The 18,201-nt window shown below is 48.6% G+C and carries 19 protein-coding genes; 1 reads left to right on the top strand and 18 read right to left on the bottom strand.

All coding sequences use genetic code 11. The features are described 5' to 3' along the window. Positions 1–6 precede the first annotated feature (6 nt). The 16 genes from CWE09_RS03540 to rpoE all read right to left on the bottom strand — a co-directional run bounded on the left by CWE09_RS03540 (position 7) and on the right by rpoE (position 15,645). Entirely contained in the window at positions 7–633 is a 627-nt protein-coding gene (locus CWE09_RS03540) for a hypothetical protein (RefSeq protein WP_126802633.1), read from the bottom strand. A gap of 18 nt (positions 634–651) precedes the next feature. Next, positions 652–1,950 (bottom strand): phosphopyruvate hydratase, encoded by a 1,299-nt coding sequence (gene eno / locus CWE09_RS03545; protein ID WP_126802634.1) that lies wholly within the window; start codon positions 1,948–1,950, stop codon positions 652–654. 19 nt (positions 1,951–1,969) lie between these two features. After that, positions 1,970–3,607: a CTP synthase gene (locus CWE09_RS03550; protein ID WP_126802635.1), complete on the bottom strand. Its 1,638-nt coding sequence runs from the start codon at positions 3,605–3,607 to the stop codon at positions 1,970–1,972. Between the two features lie 81 nt (positions 3,608–3,688). Next, positions 3,689–4,468: a nucleoside triphosphate pyrophosphohydrolase gene (mazG, locus tag CWE09_RS03555; protein WP_126802636.1), complete on the bottom strand. Its 780-nt coding sequence runs from the start codon at positions 4,466–4,468 to the stop codon at positions 3,689–3,691. 10 nt (positions 4,469–4,478) lie between these two features. After that, positions 4,479–6,662: a GTP diphosphokinase gene (relA, locus tag CWE09_RS03560; RefSeq protein WP_126802637.1), complete on the bottom strand. Its 2,184-nt coding sequence runs from the start codon at positions 6,660–6,662 to the stop codon at positions 4,479–4,481. A 99-nt stretch (positions 6,663–6,761) separates the two neighbouring features. Next, entirely contained in the window at positions 6,762–7,142 is a 381-nt protein-coding gene (gene acpS / locus CWE09_RS03565) for a holo-ACP synthase (protein ID WP_126803902.1), read from the bottom strand. A gap of 1 nt (position 7,143) precedes the next feature. After that, positions 7,144–7,872 carry a pyridoxine 5'-phosphate synthase gene (gene pdxJ, locus CWE09_RS03570; RefSeq protein WP_126802638.1) on the bottom strand — a complete coding sequence of 243 codons (729 nt, stop codon included), beginning with the start codon at positions 7,870–7,872 and terminating at the stop codon, positions 7,144–7,146. Positions 7,873–7,874: 2 nt separating this feature from the next. Then, positions 7,875–8,594, bottom strand: coding sequence for a DNA repair protein RecO (gene recO, locus CWE09_RS03575; RefSeq protein ID WP_157982803.1), 720 nt, complete (start codon positions 8,592–8,594; stop codon positions 7,875–7,877). Positions 8,595–8,597: 3 nt separating this feature from the next. Then, the gene (era, locus tag CWE09_RS03580) at positions 8,598–9,497 is read right to left on the bottom strand and encodes a GTPase Era (RefSeq protein ID WP_126802640.1); all 900 of its coding nucleotides are present in this window, start codon (positions 9,495–9,497) and stop codon (positions 8,598–8,600) included. After that, positions 9,497–10,186, bottom strand: coding sequence for a ribonuclease III (rnc, locus tag CWE09_RS03585; RefSeq protein WP_126802641.1), 690 nt, complete (start codon positions 10,184–10,186; stop codon positions 9,497–9,499). The genes era and rnc overlap by 1 nt, the downstream gene beginning before the upstream one ends. Beyond that, positions 10,183–11,103 carry a signal peptidase I gene (lepB, locus tag CWE09_RS03590; RefSeq protein WP_126802642.1) on the bottom strand — a complete coding sequence of 307 codons (921 nt, stop codon included), beginning with the start codon at positions 11,101–11,103 and terminating at the stop codon, positions 10,183–10,185. The genes rnc and lepB overlap by 4 nt, the downstream gene beginning before the upstream one ends. A gap of 21 nt (positions 11,104–11,124) precedes the next feature. Then, positions 11,125–12,936: a translation elongation factor 4 gene (lepA, locus tag CWE09_RS03595; protein WP_126802643.1), complete on the bottom strand. Its 1,812-nt coding sequence runs from the start codon at positions 12,934–12,936 to the stop codon at positions 11,125–11,127. A 72-nt stretch (positions 12,937–13,008) separates the two neighbouring features. Beyond that, complete coding sequence (locus CWE09_RS03600; protein WP_126802644.1) at positions 13,009–13,464, bottom strand: SoxR reducing system RseC family protein; 456 nt, start codon at positions 13,462–13,464, stop codon at positions 13,009–13,011. Continuing rightward, entirely contained in the window at positions 13,461–14,426 is a 966-nt protein-coding gene (locus CWE09_RS03605) for a MucB/RseB C-terminal domain-containing protein (RefSeq protein ID WP_126802645.1), read from the bottom strand. The genes CWE09_RS03600 and CWE09_RS03605 overlap by 4 nt, the downstream gene beginning before the upstream one ends. After that, positions 14,426–15,043: a sigma-E factor negative regulatory protein gene (locus CWE09_RS03610; RefSeq protein WP_126802646.1), complete on the bottom strand. Its 618-nt coding sequence runs from the start codon at positions 15,041–15,043 to the stop codon at positions 14,426–14,428. The genes CWE09_RS03605 and CWE09_RS03610 overlap by 1 nt, the downstream gene beginning before the upstream one ends. Before the next feature lie 23 nt (positions 15,044–15,066). Then, positions 15,067–15,645 (bottom strand): RNA polymerase sigma factor RpoE, encoded by a 579-nt coding sequence (rpoE, locus tag CWE09_RS03615; RefSeq protein ID WP_126802647.1) that lies wholly within the window; start codon positions 15,643–15,645, stop codon positions 15,067–15,069. A 156-nt stretch (positions 15,646–15,801) separates the two neighbouring features. On the opposite strand from rpoE, the gene nadB reads away from it, so the two are divergent. Next, positions 15,802–17,412, top strand: a complete 1,611-nt coding sequence (nadB, locus tag CWE09_RS03620; protein ID WP_126802648.1) for an L-aspartate oxidase — start codon at positions 15,802–15,804, stop codon at positions 17,410–17,412. Here the strand turns inward: nadB and CWE09_RS03625 are convergent. Continuing rightward, complete coding sequence (locus CWE09_RS03625; RefSeq protein ID WP_126802649.1) at positions 17,381–17,797, bottom strand: protein YgfX; 417 nt, start codon at positions 17,795–17,797, stop codon at positions 17,381–17,383. The genes nadB and CWE09_RS03625 overlap by 32 nt on opposite strands. A 10-nt stretch (positions 17,798–17,807) precedes the next feature. Then, on the bottom strand, positions 17,808–18,080 hold the full coding sequence (locus CWE09_RS03630; protein ID WP_126802650.1) for an FAD assembly factor SdhE: 273 nt from the start codon (positions 18,078–18,080) through the stop codon (positions 17,808–17,810). Positions 18,081–18,201: the final 121 nt, after the last annotated feature.

An 18,201-nucleotide genomic window follows, 5' to 3' on the forward strand; every position in this document is an offset into this window, starting at 1 on the left:
CTGTCCTCAATCAGGTAACCATTGTACCGAGGTGAATTTAGGCCAACGCAGTGTTGCCGCCAGCAGAACCTCTCGTAAGTTTAACGTGCGCGGCGCAACACGGCCACTCACGGCCCACTGATGGCCACAGCACGCTGCACTCATACTGGCCTTATCAGGCTTTAGCAGCAAACAGCTTTGCTGATTCTTAGCAATTGGCTGCCCCTGCCAGTCAAACCAGCCGTACTGATTAACATGCACGCCCGCTTCGCTAATGCGATCAATGCTGTCGAGCATAACACTAACTATGCCCTGTTGCTCAGACTGAACTGGCACTACTAATGCAAGCCGGGCATGCTTTTGCAGCCAGTTTTGCAGCCCTTGAGGATCATGTTTTGCCGCTGGCGGTTTAAGTTTCTGTTTGCTTTGCCAACTGGCATTCTGAGTATCCAGCAGCAGAGGGGTCTGAATACGATTCAGCGCATGAGCGGCACGCTCAACATAGAAAGGCAGACTGGCCAGACGACGCTTTAAAAACAATGCATTGTCTGGCCCTTCCCGGCTCAGGTGAAGCAGTTCCCTTTCATACAAAGCGATACATAACTCAGTGAACTGAGCCTGTTGCAGTGGCTGAAATAGCGTGGACTGATTCACCTCGAAGCCCCGTTACATTTACTGCGCTACCGCTTTTACTTCTTTGCGGCCGCGATAAAGAGCTGAGTCACCCAGTTCACCCTCGATACGCAGTAGCTGATTGTACTTGGCTACCCGATCGGAACGACACAGACTGCCGGTTTTAATCTGACCAGCACAGGTGCCTACCGCTAAGTCCGCAATAGTCGCATCTTCGGTTTCACCGGAACGGTGCGAGATAACCGCCGTAAAACCAGCATCCTGAGCCATGCGAATGGCATTCAGAGTTTCTGTCAGGCTACCTATCTGGTTGAACTTAATTAAAATAGAGTTACCAATTTTTTCATCAATACCGCGCTGTAAAATAGCGGTGTTGGTAACGAAGAGATCATCGCCTACCAACTGGATCCGGTCGCCCAGCTTCTCAGTCAGGATTTTCCAACCGTCCCAGTCACTTTCGTCCAGGCCATCTTCAATAGAAATAATGGGATAACGATCGCAAAGGCCTGACAGGTAATCGGCAAACTCAGACGCGCTGTATTTTTTGCCTTCGCCTTTCAGGTTGTATTCGCCATTTTCATAGAACTCGGAGGCCGCGCAATCCAGTGCCAGTGTGACGTCGGTTCCCAGCTCATACCCGGAGTTTTTAACCGCTTCAGCAATGACTTCAAGGGCTTCTTCATTAGATGAAAGATCCGGTGCAAAACCGCCTTCATCGCCTACCGAGGTGCTTAAACCGCGGGCTTTGAGTACCGCTTTCAGGGCATGGAAAATTTCCGCGCCCATGCGCAGGCCTTCCGCAAATGTTTTAGCGCCTACCGGTTGGATCATGAATTCCTGGATATCAACATTATTATCGGCGTGTTCTCCGCCATTAATGATGTTCATCATAGGCAACGGCATGCTGAACTGGTCTGGTTGTTTATAAAGCTCTGCAATGTAGGCGTACAAAGGTTTTTGCTGGCTTTGTGCCGCGGCTTTAGCCACCGCCAATGACACTGCCAGAATCGCATTGGCACCCAGCTTTTCTTTATTCTCAGTACCATCCAGCTTGAGCATCATCTCATCAATGGCCTGCTGCTGATGCGCGTCCTGATCTTTTAACGCCGCGGCGATGCTGCCATTAATGTTTTCTACCGCTTTTAAAACGCCTTTACCCAGATAACGTCCGGCATCCCCGTCACGCAGCTCCAGCGCTTCACGACTACCTGTGGAAGCGCCACTTGGGGCGACGGCGCGGCCCATAGCACCGCAGTCCAGATGCACATCGGCTTCTACCGTAGGGTTACCCCGTGAGTCCATGACTTCACGGCCTGTTACTTTTACAATTTTGCTCATTGCTGAATCCTGTATTGTATTAACTACGCTGTTTTTTCTGATATTCACCGGCTGCGGCTATAAAACCACTGAAAAGCGGGTGACCATCGCGTGGCGTTGAGGTGAATTCCGGATGGAACTGCACCGCCACAAACCAGGGATGAGAAGACACTTCAATGGCCTCTACCAGGCGTTTGTCATAAGACAGCCCAGAAATGGTCAGGCCTGCTACTTCAAGCTGTTCACGATAATTATTATTCACTTCATAACGATGGCGATGACGCTCTTCAATCACATCACTACCATATAATTTGTGAATCAGGGTTCCCGGAATCAAGTGACAAGGTTGTGCACCCAGACGCATAGTACCGCCCAGATCAGAACCTTCATCGCGCATTTCCATCTGTCCGCTTTCTGACATCCATTCAGTAATCAAACCGACCACAGGATGCGCCGACTCGGCATCAAATTCTGTGCTGTTAGCGCCTTCCAGACCTGCCATATCACGGGCAAACTCCATCAGTGCTACCTGCATACCCAGACAAATGCCCAGATAAGGAATATGGTTTTCACGGGCATAACGGGCGGCCAGTATTTTGCCTTCGATACCACGACCACCAAAACCACCAGGCACTAAAATAGCGTCCACGCCTTCCAGCTTGCTTAGCCCTTTGCTTTCAATGTCCTGCGAATCTATATAACGAATGTGCACAGTCAATCGATTATGCAAACCAGCATGCGCCAGCGCTTCATTGACCGACTTATAGGCATCCGGAAGTTCAACGTATTTACCCACAAAACCGACAGTGACTTCACCACTTGGATTGGACTCCAGGTACAGTACCCGCTCCCACTCTGCTAAGTCAGCTTCCGGGCACTCAATGCCAAAGCGATTAACCACCAGTTCATCCAGCCCCTGAGCTTTTAACATTGCTGGAATTTTATAAATGCTATCGACGTCTTTCAAAGAGATAACGGCGCGTTCCTGCACATTGGTAAAGAGCGCAATTTTTGCTCTTTCATTGGCCGGAACCGTGCGGTCAGAACGGCAGATAAGCACGTCAGGCTGAATGCCAATAGAACGTAGTTCTTTGACTGAGTGCTGGGTAGGTTTGGTTTTAACTTCACCGGCAGCCCCCAGGAAAGGCACCAGTGTCAGATGAATGAAAAGCGCACGTTCACGACCAATTTCAGTACCCAGCTGGCGAATGGCTTCGAGGAAAGGTTGCGATTCGATATCACCGACCGTACCACCAATTTCCACCAAAGCCACATCATAACCTTCAGCACCTTCCACCACACGACGTTTGATGTCATTGGTAATATGCGGAATAACCTGAATGGTTGCACCTAAGAAGTCACCACGCCGCTCACGGCGTAACACATCTTCATACACCCGACCGGTGGTGAAGTTGTTTTTCTTAGTCATGCGGGTACGAATATAGCGCTCGTAATGCCCCAAATCCAGATCCGTTTCTGCACCGTCTACGGTGACAAAAACTTCGCCGTGCTGAATCGGGCTCATAGTGCCCGGATCAACATTGATATAAGGGTCAAGCTTAAGAATTGTTACGTTAAGGCCACGGGCCTCAAGAATTGCTGCTAATGATGCCGCCGCAATGCCTTTTCCCAGCGAGGATACAACACCGCCGGTGACGAAAATATATTTTGTTGCCATGCATAACCTGTAGCGTCAGGGAATTTAGGAAAAGTACTTCAGACGGGGAGACAGTATACCCGAGCCGGGCACCAGCAACAATCACCTTTGCTTAGCCAGTTGCCAGAAGTTTTCCAGTTGTTCCAGTGAATAATCGTCAACAGCTTTATCCTGCGCTGCTACCTGTTGTTCAATATAGCGAAAACGCTGCATAAATTTCTGGTTGGCACCACGCAAGGCATTTTCAGGGTTGACCTTAGCGTGCCGCGCCAGGTTAACGGCCGCAAACAGCAAATCACCAACCTCTTCCTCTACCCGGTTTTGCTCTACGGTCCCCTGCAGCTCTTCCTCTACTTCTTCTATTTCTTCGCGTACTTTAGCGCTGACATCTTTGATATCATGCCAGTCAAAACCCACGCTACGACAACGTTTCTGAATTTTCACCGCCTGCAATAAAGCGGGTAAATTGGCGGGTATGTCGTCAAATACACTGGACGAGTTTTTTTTCTCAGCCCGTTCCTGCTTTTTTATCGCTTCCCACTGTTCTTTGACCGCCTCTTCATCAGCGACATCACCACTACCAAACACATGGGGATGGCGCCGTTCCAGTTTGTCACTGACCGTACTGGCAATATCCGCAAAATCAAACCACTGCTGCTCTTTACCCAGTTGCGCATAAAAGACGACCTGGAATAAAAGGTCACCCAGTTCGTCTTTAATCGCCTGAGGTTCACCTTTGGCAATAGCGTCCGCGACTTCATAAGCTTCTTCAATGGTATGCGGCACTATGCTCTGAAAGTTCTGTTTGATATCCCAGGGACAGCCAGAAACCGGGTCACGCAGGCTTTCCATAATAGTTAACAGACGTTGCAATGCCTGCATATAAATACCTCTAACTGTTTAACCGCTGCACATTGAGCACATCGCTTATCTGACGCACCCTGTTAAGTACCCGCTGCAATTCGTTATTGTCGCGCACATACAAAGTCAGAGAAATGGTCACCTGTTGCTGGACCTTATCAAGGCGCGAACTGATTTCGCCGACATTGACTTTTTCATTCGCCATCACAGTAGTCACATCATGCAATAAGCCGTTACGATCCATAGCATCGACCAGGATACGCGCCTCATACTGCTGTTCCTGCTGCCCCGACCAGGAAACTTCTATGCCCCGCTCCGGATTCTGCTCCAGCAACTGTTTAAGCTGCTCGCAATCCCGCTGATGTACAGAAACCCCCCGCCCCTGCGTCACATACCCCATAATGGCGTCGCCTGGAAGCGGCTGGCAGCAGCGGGCGTAACTCATCATCAGGTTACCTATACCTTCCACTTGTACGCCGTCTTTATTGCTTTTTGGTGGCGCTTTTCTCCTGATAACGCTGCGAACCTGTTCCTCAGGTTCATTCTCAATAACAGGCTTAATAAAATTAACTACTTGATGCAAACCTATGTCACCGGCCCCTATCGCGGCCAGCAAATCATCCAGGTTTGTCATATTAAAACGTTCAACGGCTTTTTCTGCTTCAGACATATTCAGCCGCTGCTTTTGTAATTCAGTTTCTAGTAACTCTTTACCTGCGCTGATATGTTTGTCCCGGTCCTGCTTTTTAAAATAGGTATGCACCTTACTGCGGGCCCGGCTGGAGTTTAGGTATCCCAGGCCTGGATTCATCCAGTCGCGTTTCGGCGAAGGTTCTTTTTGAGTCAGTATTTCAACGCGCTCACCATTTTGTAAATGGTAGGTGAACGGCACAATACGGCCATCCACCTTGGCGCCAATGCAACGGTGCCCGACCTGACTATGGATATAATAGGCAAAGTCGAGCGGCGTAGAACCGGCAGGAAGGTCAATCACATCGCCTTTGGGGGTAAATACATAAACCCGGTCTTCAAATACCTGACTGCGAATTTCCTGCACCAGGTCATCGTTCTCAGCCATATCTTCATGCCAGGCCAACAATTTGCGTAACCAGGCTATTTTTTCTTCGTATCCATGAGCTTTACCGGTCACCGCACCTTCTTTGTACATCCAGTGGGCGGCTACACCCATTTCCGCATCGTCATGCATTTGCTCGCTACGGATCTGGATTTCAACGTTTTTCTGCTCGGGTCCTATCACCACGGTATGAATAGATTGATAACCATTGGCTTTAGGGGTCGCTACATAGTCATCAAACTCAGAAGCCAGATGACGCCAGCGGGTATGCACCACACCTAAAGCGCCATAACAGTCCTTCAACGACTGAGTCACAATACGCACGGCACGAATATCAAATAATTTAGAGAAATCGAGATTTTTTTTCTGCATCTTGCGCCAGATGCTGAAGATATGTTTGGGACGACCGTACACCTTTGCATCCACCTGTTCTGCATCCAGGCTGGCTTGCAGATCAGTTACAAAATCATCAATGTATTGCTCACGTTGCAGGCGTTTTTCATCCAGCTGACTGGCGATGGCTTTATAGGTTTGTGGATGCAGATAACGAAAGGCTAAATCTTCCAATTCCCATTTTAGCTGCCCTATGCCCAGTCGGTTGGCCAGTGGCGCGTAGATTTCACTGCACTCTTTGGCCGCCAGCACCCGGGTTTCTTCATCGGCATTTTTCAAAATGCGCAGGTGACAAATACGTTCCGCCAGCTTGATCAGCACCGCCCGCACATCTTCCACCATAGCCAGCAACATACGGCGTACGGTATCTATCTGCACAACATTAGGTTTACCGTGTTGAAAGTGCTGCAATTCGCTGATGCTTTGCATCTGTTGCACGGTATGCACCATGCTGGCCAGCTGCTCACCGCCCTGAGCAATCAGCCAGTCGTCATCAATCTGTCCGGCTTCAAAAGCAGGCAGGCATAATGCCGCCTGTAAGCCCAGTTTATCCAGATTCAAAGCAGCCAGGATTTCTACCATCTCCTCCCCTTTGATAAGGGTCTCAGGCTGATCGATAGAAACCTTTCTTAGCTGACCGGCAAGGTCACGTAACATGTCACGTTGCTCATCACGCTGCACGGCGGCCAGCCAGTCACCTTTTTGATGAATGCCCTGATCAACATGAATATTACGAACCTGGACCATACTGCGCCTCTCTACCTGAGCTTTTTGTGTAAGTGATGCTTCTTCACAATGTGCGAAATCCCTGCAGTGCTGTCAACGATTGTTCCGCTATAAGTTATGTTAGTCGCTTTCCAGAATTACATAAGCCATCGCATAATCAGCTTCATCGCTGATTGATAAATGGAATGCTGTGGCACCAATCGTATTGGCCCGCTGAAGAGCTGCGGCTGACAGATGCAGTAGCGGTTGGCCCAATGCCGTATGGCGTACTTCGATATGCTGAAAGGAAACCCCTTGCGCAATACCAGTGCCCAAAGCCTTAGCAGCTGCTTCTTTAGCAGCGAAACGCTTTGCCACCAAGGCAGCCGGACGACCCGCCTGAGCATAAGTCTCCAGCTCATCGCCAGTCAGCACACGTTCTGCAAATGCCGGATTGCGCTCCAGCACTTTCTCAATCCTTGCTAATGCGACTATATCGGTGCCAATGCCCACAATAGCCATATCAGGTGCGGGCGTTATCAATAATGTGTTTCATATCGGCCACTGCCTGAGCCAGACCACTAAACACCGAACGGCTAATAATAGAGTGCCCGATATTAAGTTCATAGAACTCGGGAATGGCCGCTACTGCCGCCGTATTATGATAATGCAAGCCATGTCCCGCATTAACAATTAAGCCCAGAGCTTTTGCTTCACGAGCGGCTTTCTTAAGTACCAGCAATGCTTCTTCCTGAGCCTCGCCCGTAACTTCAGCATAATGACCGGTATGCAGTTCGACCAACGGAGCGCCAACTTCCCGCGCGGCCTCCAGTTGCCGGATATCAGCATCAACAAAAAGAGATACCTGAATACCGGCAGCAGTCAGTTCAGCCACTACATCCCGGGTACGCGAAATTTGCCCGGCGACATCAAGTCCACCTTCGGTCGTCAGTTCTTCTCGTTTTTCAGGAACCAGGCAACAATAGGCAGGATTAATTCGGCGCGCAATAGCGACCATCTCATCCGTCATAGCCATTTCCAGATTCATTCGGGTCTGCAGTGTCTCGGCAAGCAATTCAACATCGCGATCTTTAATATGACGGCGGTCTTCACGTAAATGGATAGTAATTCCGTCAGCGCCAGCCTGCTCAGCCAGCGTTGCAGCATGTACCGGATCCGGATAACTGACACCGCGTGCATTGCGTAAGGTAGCAATATGATCAATGTTGACACCAAGTAAAGCGGGTTGCATAACTATCTCCTGTCTGGGCCCGTCAGCGTATTCACCTGAGCCTGAAAAAGTTCACGACTGCGCAGTGGCTTAGTCCCCAGGTAAGGGGCCAGTGCACGGCGCATAATATGCTTAAATTGTTGTAATAAACTGGCATCCTGCAGTGCAAAATTCGCCATAGCGAGCAACGCTTCACCAGAAAAATAAGGAGTGGGAGCACGATTGTCATTAACCACAGAAAAACCTTCAGCAGGTCGGAAATAATAAGTCTGTTGCGGTTCTATCGGATCACCATTGTCGACATCTTCATGCCAGCTAAAATCCAGTTGCAGGTGACATAACAATAGCCATTCGAATTTACGTAATACCGGCTGCATACTCACCTGCTCGCGCAACAGATGCAGGGTATCCTTATAGGCGTTAAATAATTCGGGAATCGAAGCCTGCTCTGGCAACAACCTCTGCAACAGTTCATTCATGTAAAAACCACAATACATAAACTCACCCTGCAAGGGGCCGTTGTAATCATCAACTTCTACTGAAGTCAGAGTTTTCAGTTCATGCCGGCCACGTACTTCTATCTGTAATAAGCGGAACGGCTGCAGCAACGGAGCCGTGCCGCGTTTACTGCGCCGGGCACCTTTGGCAATTGCCCGAAAACGCCCGTCCTGTTGACCAAAAAATTCAACAATCAGGCTGTGCTCCTGATAGGGCCAACGATGTAATACGTAGGCCTGTTGCACTATCTAGTCCTCGCCGTAACCCAGGCTACGCAACGCCCGCTCATCGTCGGCCCAGCCAGATTTCACTTTCACCCAAAGGTTAAGATGCACTTTGCCGTCAATTAAACGTTCAATATCGCGACGCGCCTGCTGCCCTACTTCTTTTAATTTAGAGCCGCCCTGGCCTATTACCATGCGTTTCTGACCTTCCCGCTCAACCAGTATTAAAGCGTGAATATGGGTAGTACCCGACTCATGGACTTCATACTTTTCAATTTCTACTGTGGTTGAGTACGGCAGTTCATCACCCGTTAAACGCATCAGTTTCTCACGTACCGCTTCCGCCGCCATAAAACGCACTGAACGGTCAGTGACATAATCGTCAGGGTACATATGCTGACCTTCCTGCTGATAACGAGCCACAATACCTTTAAGCGTAGGTATATGCTCACCAGAGCGCGCTATCATAGGCAGAATGTCAGCAAACTTATGTTGCTCAGCCAGCCACTGCATATGAGGCAAAAGCTCGCCTTTATCTTTTATTTGATCAATTTTATTTATAATCAGAACTACAGGCCGTTGAGAGCGCTTTATTTTCTCCAGCACCATGTTGTCATCATCGGTCCAGTGAATGCCATCGACGACAAAAAGCACAACGTCGACATCGCCGATAGAGGAGCTGGCAGCCCGGTTCATCAGGCGATTAATAGCACGCTTTTCTTCGCTATGCAGACCTGGAGTATCTACATACACCGTCTGTACATCACCGTCAGTATCTATACCTAAAATACGATGGCGCGTCGTTTGAGCTTTTTTTGAGGTAATACTGATTTTTTGCTGCAATATCTGATTCAGCAACGTTGATTTACCTACATTCGGTCGTCCAACAATGGCTACAAAGCCAGTGCGTGAAGAAGTTGTCATTACTTTATATCATCCAGTTGTTGAAGCATCGCGCTCGCTGCAGCCTGCTCGGCTTTACGGCGGCTGGTGCCTGAGCCCTGCACGGGCTGGTCAAGCTGTTGAATAGAACAGCTGACCGTGAATTGCTGATTATGAGCCTGACCCTGTTTGGCCACCACTTCATAAATCGGTAACGGGTTTTGTCGCGCCTGCATACGTTCCTGCAATTGCGTTTTAGGATCTTTTTGGCTGATACCCGGCTTAATGTCCTGCAGATAAGGCTGAAACCAGCCAAGTACCACCTGCTTACAGACTTCTACATTACTATCCAGATACATAGCACCAATAATGCTCTCAACCGCATCCGATAAAATAGACTCTCGACGAAAACCGCCGCTCTTTAATTCACCCGGGCCAAGTTGAAGATGGTCACCCAGGTTAAAAGACTTCGCCAACGTAGCCAGCATAGGAGCACATACAAGGCTCGCACGCATACGACTGAGGTCCCCTTCGTCTTCTTTCGGGAACTGGGTATACAGAGCCTCAGCTATAACCATGCTCAGAATCGAATCGCCTAAAAACTCGAGACGTTCGTAATGAATAGCAGAGGCGCTGCGGTGAGTCAGAGCTTGCTGCAGTAATTTATTATCACTGAACTCGTAACCAATCTCTTTTTGTACCTGACGACTGGCAGCTGCCGTTAAACTCACTCAATGCCTCCCAAACGAGAGAAACGAACGCCACTAGGTACCCAACGCGGCAACCAGTCACCTCGTTCCCGGTCAAATTCAAAGCTCATCCATATAGCCACAGCGCGACCAACCAACAGGTCCTCTTCAACAAATCCCCAATAGCGACTGTCAATAGAATTATCGCGGTTGTCGCCGACCATGAAATAGTGCCCTTCAGGCACTAACCATTCATCAGCGCGGGTTCCTTCCTGGGTCATGTACTGACCTAAGCGGGGGGCGACAGAAGGGTCAATTAAAATGTCGTACTCAACACCGCTCAGAGTTTCCTGATAACGACTTAACGGAAAACGGTCGCGGTAGAATTCACCTTCACTTACTTTTTCATGCTCTGAAACCAGAATTTCAGGTTCCTCACAAGGCAGCTCACAGCCAGCCGGTTGCACATAAAGCTGCTTGTCGCGATAAATAATACGGTCACCAGGTAAACCAATAATACGTTTAATATAGTCAAGATCGGGTTCTACCGGGAATTTGAAAACAGCAATATCTCCGCGTTGAGGAGTTCCGGTAGAAATAATTTCTTTACGCCAGATAGGATCCCGCAGGCTATAACGGAATTTTTCAACCAACACAAAGTCACCAACCAGCAGAGTTGGCATCATAGAGCCTGAAGGAATGCGGAAAGGCTCATAAACAAAAGAACGTACAATCAGAACCAGCGCAATAACGGGGAAGGCTGATTGTGCAAACTCTGCAATACTGGATTGCGGAGCGACCTGATTTTTCTGTTCTTCTGTAAAAGGAGTTCCTGACTGCGCTTCCATGGCAGTTATTTTTTCTTCCCGTCGGGGTTTCCAGACAAAGTGATCGATCGCCCAGATTATGCCGGTAACTACAGTTACCAACACTAAAAACACAGAAAAGTATGCGGTCATGCTTATTTACCTCTGTGCTGATTATTTACTGGTTTTAAGTACGGCCAGGAATGCTTCCTGCGGAACTTCCACGTTACCTACCTGTTTCATGCGTTTCTTCCCTTCTTTTTGTTTTTGCAGTAATTTTTTCTTCCGGCTAACGTCACCACCATAACACTTAGCGGTCACGTTTTTACGTAGTTGTTTCACTGTGCTACGCGCAATGACATGATTACCAATAGCTGCCTGAATCGCTATATCAAACATCTGACGAGGAATCAGTTCACGCATTTTATCGACTACTGCACGACCACGATACTCGGCATTATCTCTATGTGTGATCAATGCCAAAGCATCCACTCTGTCGCCATTGATAAGAATATCAACACGCACCATGTGCGAAGCCTGAAAGCGTTTAAACTGATAGTCCAGTGACGCATAACCGCGACTGGTTGACTTCAGTCGATCAAAAAAGTCCATGACGACTTCTGCCATTGGCAGCTCGTATGTCATGGCTACCTGATTACCGTGATACGCCATACGGGTTTGCACACCACGCTTTTCTACACAAAGCGTAATCACGTTGCCCAGGTGTTCCTGTGGAACCAGAATATTGGCTTCCACAATGGGCTCAAAAATTTCATCAATCAGGTTCACCGGCGGTAACGCCGACGGATTATCAACCTTATGCTCTTTACCATCGGTGGTAGTGACACGATAAATAACCGTAGGTGCTGTGGTTATAAGATCAATATCGTATTCACGCTCCAAACGCTCCTGAATAATTTCCATGTGCAGCATACCGAGAAAACCGCAGCGGAAACCAAAACCCAGTGCCCCGGAATTTTCCGGTTCGTAAAATAAAGAAGCGTCGTTCAGGCTAAGCTTACCCAGGGCATCACGAAGTTTCTCGTAGTCCTCTGAGCTAATCGGAAACATGCCTGCATACACCTGGGGTTTGACTTTACGGAAACCGGGCAATGCCTGATCAGAAGGGTCTTTAGCGTTGGTCAGCGTATCGCCAACTGGAGCGCCAAGAATATCTTTGATGCCTGCAATCACAAAACCTACTTCACCAGAGCGTAAAACGCCTGTATCCAGCGGTTTCGGGGTGAAAACACCGACTTTATCAACACCATGTATCTGTCCGGTGCTCATCACTTTCATTTTTTCGCCGGCTTTCAGTACGCCTTGTTGAATACGCACCAGTGACACCACCCCCTGATAGTTATCAAACCAGGAGTCAATAATAAGCGCCTGCAGGGGTTTTTCATCTATCCCTTGAGGAGGCGGGATTTGCTTAACAATACGTTCCAGCACCTCTTCAATACCGATACCGGTTTTAGCTGAGCACTGCACGGCATCAATAGCTTCAATACCAACAATATCTTCAATTTCCTGAGCTACCCGCATCGCATCTGCCTGCGGTAGATCGATCTTATTCAATACCGGCACCACTTCCAGATCCATATCCATAGCGGTGTAACAATTCGCCAGCGTCTGCGCTTCCACGCCCTGTGCTGCGTCGACTACCAACAGCGCACCTTCACAACCTGCCAGACTGCGTGAGACCTCATAAGAGAAATCCACATGTCCAGGAGTGTCGATGAAATTGAGCATGTAACGCTCTCCGTCGCGGGCATCATAAAACAAGGTCACACTTTGCGCCTTGATGGTAATTCCCCGCTCTCGCTCAATATCCATTGAGTCAAGTACCTGCTCCGCCATTTCGCGGTCTGCCAAACCACCACAATGCTGAATCAAACGATCAGAAAGTGTCGACTTGCCGTGGTCGATGTGAGCAATAATGGAAAAGTTACGGATATTCTTCTTAGCAATGCCGGATTGGCTCATTCAAACCTCATTATGGAACCGATTACTCTGGTAATGGAGCGAAATTTTACTCGCTTTTAGTCTTCCATACAATCAAAGTCGGTTCTCTGTGTCCACCGCCGATGCGGCTTTTACCTGCAATAAGCCCTGTACTTTAACGTCACGGTGACGTAAATAACGGCGCAACAAATAGAAACTTGCTGCCATAAACAGTGCACCAGATAAAATTGAAAGAGGTTCGTAGAGTGGCCAGAATAGCTGTCCGACGGCAGCACCTGCCAATAAGGCAAGTAATGGAATTATATATAGCAGAAGAGAAAAGCGGGTCAGAGCCTGTTCCGGAAGTTGCAGTTCTACCTGCTGCCCTGGAGTGAAATCATAGTTACCTGTAATACTGAACTCGCCGCGGCGATTAGGAAAAGCTTTTGATAATAAGCCCGCACCACAGCGATTTTGCTGCTCACAACCAGAACAGCCGCTTTTCAGGTGAGTACTGATAACAACTTTACCTGCGCTCACTTCAACGACTTCGCCCAGTTCCCTGATCATCGCGCTACCTGTACGCCATCAGCAATACGCTTTACCGTTTCAAATGGCAGGCGACCAACAACAGTCACCATGTAATTACCCAGTTCTTTTGCATACAGCGAATCAGCTCCTTCAACCTGAACGGGACCGGTTCCCTGCCCTCGAAGGCCAATATATACAGAAAATTTAGCTAAACCGTCGGAATAAAGAAAATAGTCAGTTTGCTGCCCGGTAACCGCCATTTGGTGATGATTCGACCGCAATAGCTTAAATCCGGCTGGCAACCAGCTTAAATCCCAATCTCCCTGAACTTCTCTGCGATTACTATCGTCTTCCACCATAGGAGGACGGGTAACTTCTTTCAATTCACGCAAATTATCCGGAAAATGGTCACTTATTTGCAGACTGGTAAGCTGTACCTGTTCCAATACATCCCCGTCCACTGACAAGGTCGCGGCGCGCAGTATCAGGCCCGTGTCTTTATCCAGCCAGATTGAATAGCCATAACGCTGACGATCACGAGCCAGCACACGAATGTGCTGAGCGGGCCTGTCTATTACCCGACCGCCACCTACTGCAATAGCGTTATAAGCCTCGCTTATTTCGGCAAACGGATAAAAAAATCCTGATGGGAAAGGTCCATCCAGAACCTCAGCCCGAAGGCTGTATGGCGAGCCCATGGAGTGATAATAAGAAACGTGGTCATCAAGGCGTAATACTTTATATTCAGGTCCGTTAAGTCCCGACAAAACCTCTATTTCCTGGCCACTATCAGAAAGTCCATGTAACCAGCGATAGGGTTCTACCCGCTGCCCACGGACATGCACAAGCGCTGCGTCGAAGTTCAGCTCACGCAAGGCCTGATTCATACGGTCATACCAGTCGGCCCCCTGAGCCAGGGCTTCATCATCAACCTGAGCCACACTGACTGCAGAGAAACTAAAGGCAACCAGTAAAATAACCTTCTGTACCGCTTTTATCATTAGTTACTTCCGTCTTTAGCCTGCTCTTTTTCTAACGGCTCCTGCTCTTCCTGATGCTGATGACTCAACTGCAACTGCTGCTGATGGTCAATAAAGTAAGACTGTAACTGGCGCCGTTGTGCTGTTCCGCTATCCATCTCAGTTCGCGGAGACTCCTGAATAGAATTAAAACTAACAGGACTGGCAAAACCAGGTAAAGGATTAGTTTCAAAGATAGGGTTACTCGATGTCGCATCAGCTCGCTGCGACGGAAGCTCTCCGGTTGGCGACATTTGGTAACTGGTAACTCCAATAACAGTCACCAGAGCAACACTGGCTGCAACAGCAAAACTAGCTGCCGGACGCCACCATGAGTCATTGGCTGCTGGCTTCAGCCAGCTTTGGCGAGTTTTAGGTGCCGCAATAGCAGGCTCTTCAGCAACCTGAGCGGCTACCGAAGCTGAAATATCAATGGCCATACCTGGCCGGGCTTCGTCACGGATAACCGCACCCACCAATTGATAACGCTGCCAGGTCGACTTTTGCTCATCGTCGGTCAGCATGCGTTCAAGCACTCTTTCATCTAGGTCTTCACTATCAATCAGCGCTGACAGATGTTCATTATGCTTGTCAGTCATAAGCTTTTTCCTCAAGAGTTAAATCAACCTTCCAATAAAGGCTTTAATTTCTTATCTATTGCTTCACGTGCCCTGAAAATGCGCGAACGCACAGTACCTATCGGGCAGTCCATGGTTACTGCTATTTCTTCATACCCCATGCCATCCAATTCTCGCAAAGTAATAGCCTGTTTCAAATCATCGGGTAAATCATTTATCGCATCCAGTATCACTGCTCTCATTTCTTCAGACAACAATTGGCTTTCCGGCGACGCTATATCTTTCAGACCATGCCCATCATCTAAAAATTCCGCTTCCTGCGCATCAATATCTGAACTTGGTGGTTTACGGCCTCGTGAAACCAGATAGTTCTTGGCTGTGTTCACCGCGATCCGATAAAGCCAGGTATAAAAAGCACTTTCGCCACGAAAATTAGGTAGCGCACGATAAGCTTTAATAAAAGCTTCCTGGGCAACATCAGGCACATCACCCTGCTGTTTCACATAACGGGCTATCAGGCTCATAATCTTATGCTGATATTTTTTTACCAGTATATCAAATGCCGCCTGCTCACCATTCTGCACCCGTTCAACCAGACGCTGATCAATTTCCTGTTCGCTCATTCGAGCCTTCTCTCCTGTTTTCCTGCAACTACATCTGATAGCAGTGGCTCGAGCTGCGATTCAACTAACTAGACCTGCCACTTTGCGAAAAGTTCGCTTTCTTTATCCAAACAAGGGTAAAATTCATTTTAAAATCATGACAAAATTTTGGATTTTATGACAGCTCGCTTCGCCTACCAATGTGATGCACTGATTATTGGCAGCGGTGCTGCCGGTCTCTCACTTGCATTAAAACTTGCTCAGGACCTGAGTGTAATAGTACTCAGTAAAGGCCCATTGGTCGAGGGTTCTACTTACTACGCTCAGGGTGGTATTGCTGCTGTATTTGATGAAAATGATAGCATTGAATCCCATGTCACCGATACTCTCAAAGCTGGCGCTGGCCTTTGTGACCGACAAACCGTGCAATTTACAGCATCGCGGGCAAAAGCTGCCTTACAATGGCTTATCGAGTTAGGTACCCCTTTTGATACCGAGCAGAATGAACAAGGCGAAGCTCGTTACCATCTGACACGTGAAGGTGGCCACAGCCACCGCCGCATATTACACGCGGCCGATGCCACTGGCCGTGCCGTACAAACCACGCTGGTTGACCAGATTCAGCACCACCCTAATATCCAGGTGCTCGAAGGTTATAATGCGGTCGATCTAATTACCCGGGAAAACGATAGTAGTAAACACTGCATAGGCGCTTATGCCTGGAGCCGCCACGACAGCAAGGTATACACCATAAGTGCGCCCTTTGTGACTCTTGCTACGGGTGGTTCCAGTAAAGTTTATCAATACACCAGTAATCCGGATATAGCCAGTGGCGACGGCATTGCCATGGCCTGGCGCGCAGGTTGCCGGGTTGCCAATATGGAATTCAACCAGTTTCACCCAACCTGCCTGTTTCATCCACAAGCGCAAAACTTTTTGCTCAGCGAAGCACTGCGCGGTGAAGGTGCCAAATTGAAACGTCCGGATGGCAGTTCGTTTATGAAGGACTTTCATGAAGATGGAGAGCTGGCACCACGTGATGTCGTGGCCCGCGCTATCGACTTTGAAATGAAACGCCTGGGTGCGGACTGCATGTATCTGGATATTTCGCACCAGGACAGCGAATTCGTTCGCCAGCATTTTCCGACTATTTATCAGCGCTGCCTGACTCTCGGCATTGACATCACACAAGAGCCCATGCCGATAGTACCGGCAGCTCACTATACCTGTGGCGGCGTAGTTACCGATTTAAATGCGCAAACTGACCTGCCAGGCCTCTACGCAATAGGAGAAGTCGCTTATACCGGCTTACACGGTGCCAATCGCATGGCCAGCAATTCGTTGCTGGAGTGTGTGGTTTTTGCCCATGCTGCAGCTGAACACATAGCATCCAGGGTTAAACAAGCAAAACCCGCTCATAATCTGCCAGCCTGGGATGACAGCCTGGTTACCGACTCTGATGAAGAAGTTATTATTCAGCATAACTGGCACGAGCTGCGTCTGTTTATGTGGGATTATGTAGGTATCGTAAGAACGAATAAGCGACTGGAGCGTGCTGCCCGGCGCATTGAATTATTACAGCAGGAAATTCATGACTATTATTCAAATTTCCGTGTTTCTAATAATCTGCTGGAACTGCGCAACCTGGTACAGGTAGCTGAGCTTATCGTAAAGTCTGCTATGCAGCGCAAAGAAAGTCGCGGCCTGCACTATAACCTGGATTACCCTAATCTGCTCAAAGATCCTCAGGCTACTATTATCTCTCCTGATGACGCCGGTTCAAGATAACCCGGCGTAAACGTCGCCACCCAGAGGGATCTAACTGGTCACGGTAAATAAGTTGCCAGTGACTTTTACCTTGAGCAGGCTGCTGTACGCGAAGTGCAATCAAGAACGGGCATAATAAACTTTGCTGACCAATTTGCAGGGCGTCCTGATCGGCAGACCAGAAGCCCTGTCCTGATTCATTTATGCACAGGCTGTCATCGGCCTGCTGCTGATTGCTGCTAATAAAAAGCAATGCGGCCTGGGCCATTAACAAAGGCATCATCCACCACAGCTGAAAGACCAAGCCAGTCAACAACAGAGTCAGCAGACATAACGCTTGTATTAGTTGCACAGACACCAGAGCCTGGGAAGGCTGGATTTTTATATTCAGAGTGCGTCCCTGCATCTGCCACTTCTCAGACTTTAACCCGACTCAGCATGAGTTGTACCATGCTGGCAAGCTCTGGATCCGGACATTTTTGATGCCCCATGAACCAGGCAAATAAATCCGGATCATCACAAATAATAAGGCGCCGAAAAACCGCTTTCTGTTCATCCGTCAATTCATCGTAAGCATCTTCTACAAAAGGCGCAAATAATACATCCAACTCCAGCATGCCACGACGACATGCCCAGCGCAGGCGATTCTTGTCGCGCAGCGACTCAGCTGATTGTTTAACCATATCCATGTGACTTCTCCGAATTAAAAATTAGCCGATATACCTTATTCATTATGATATCAGCTTTCACTTCATAGCGGATAGCTTGAAAATTATCGTTTAGCCCCAATACTCTGTTTATACGCAATAT

It is taken from the genome of Aliidiomarina minuta (assembly GCF_003987145.1).
In the GTDB taxonomy this organism is placed as follows: Bacteria; Pseudomonadota; Gammaproteobacteria; order Enterobacterales; family Alteromonadaceae; genus Aliidiomarina; species Aliidiomarina minuta.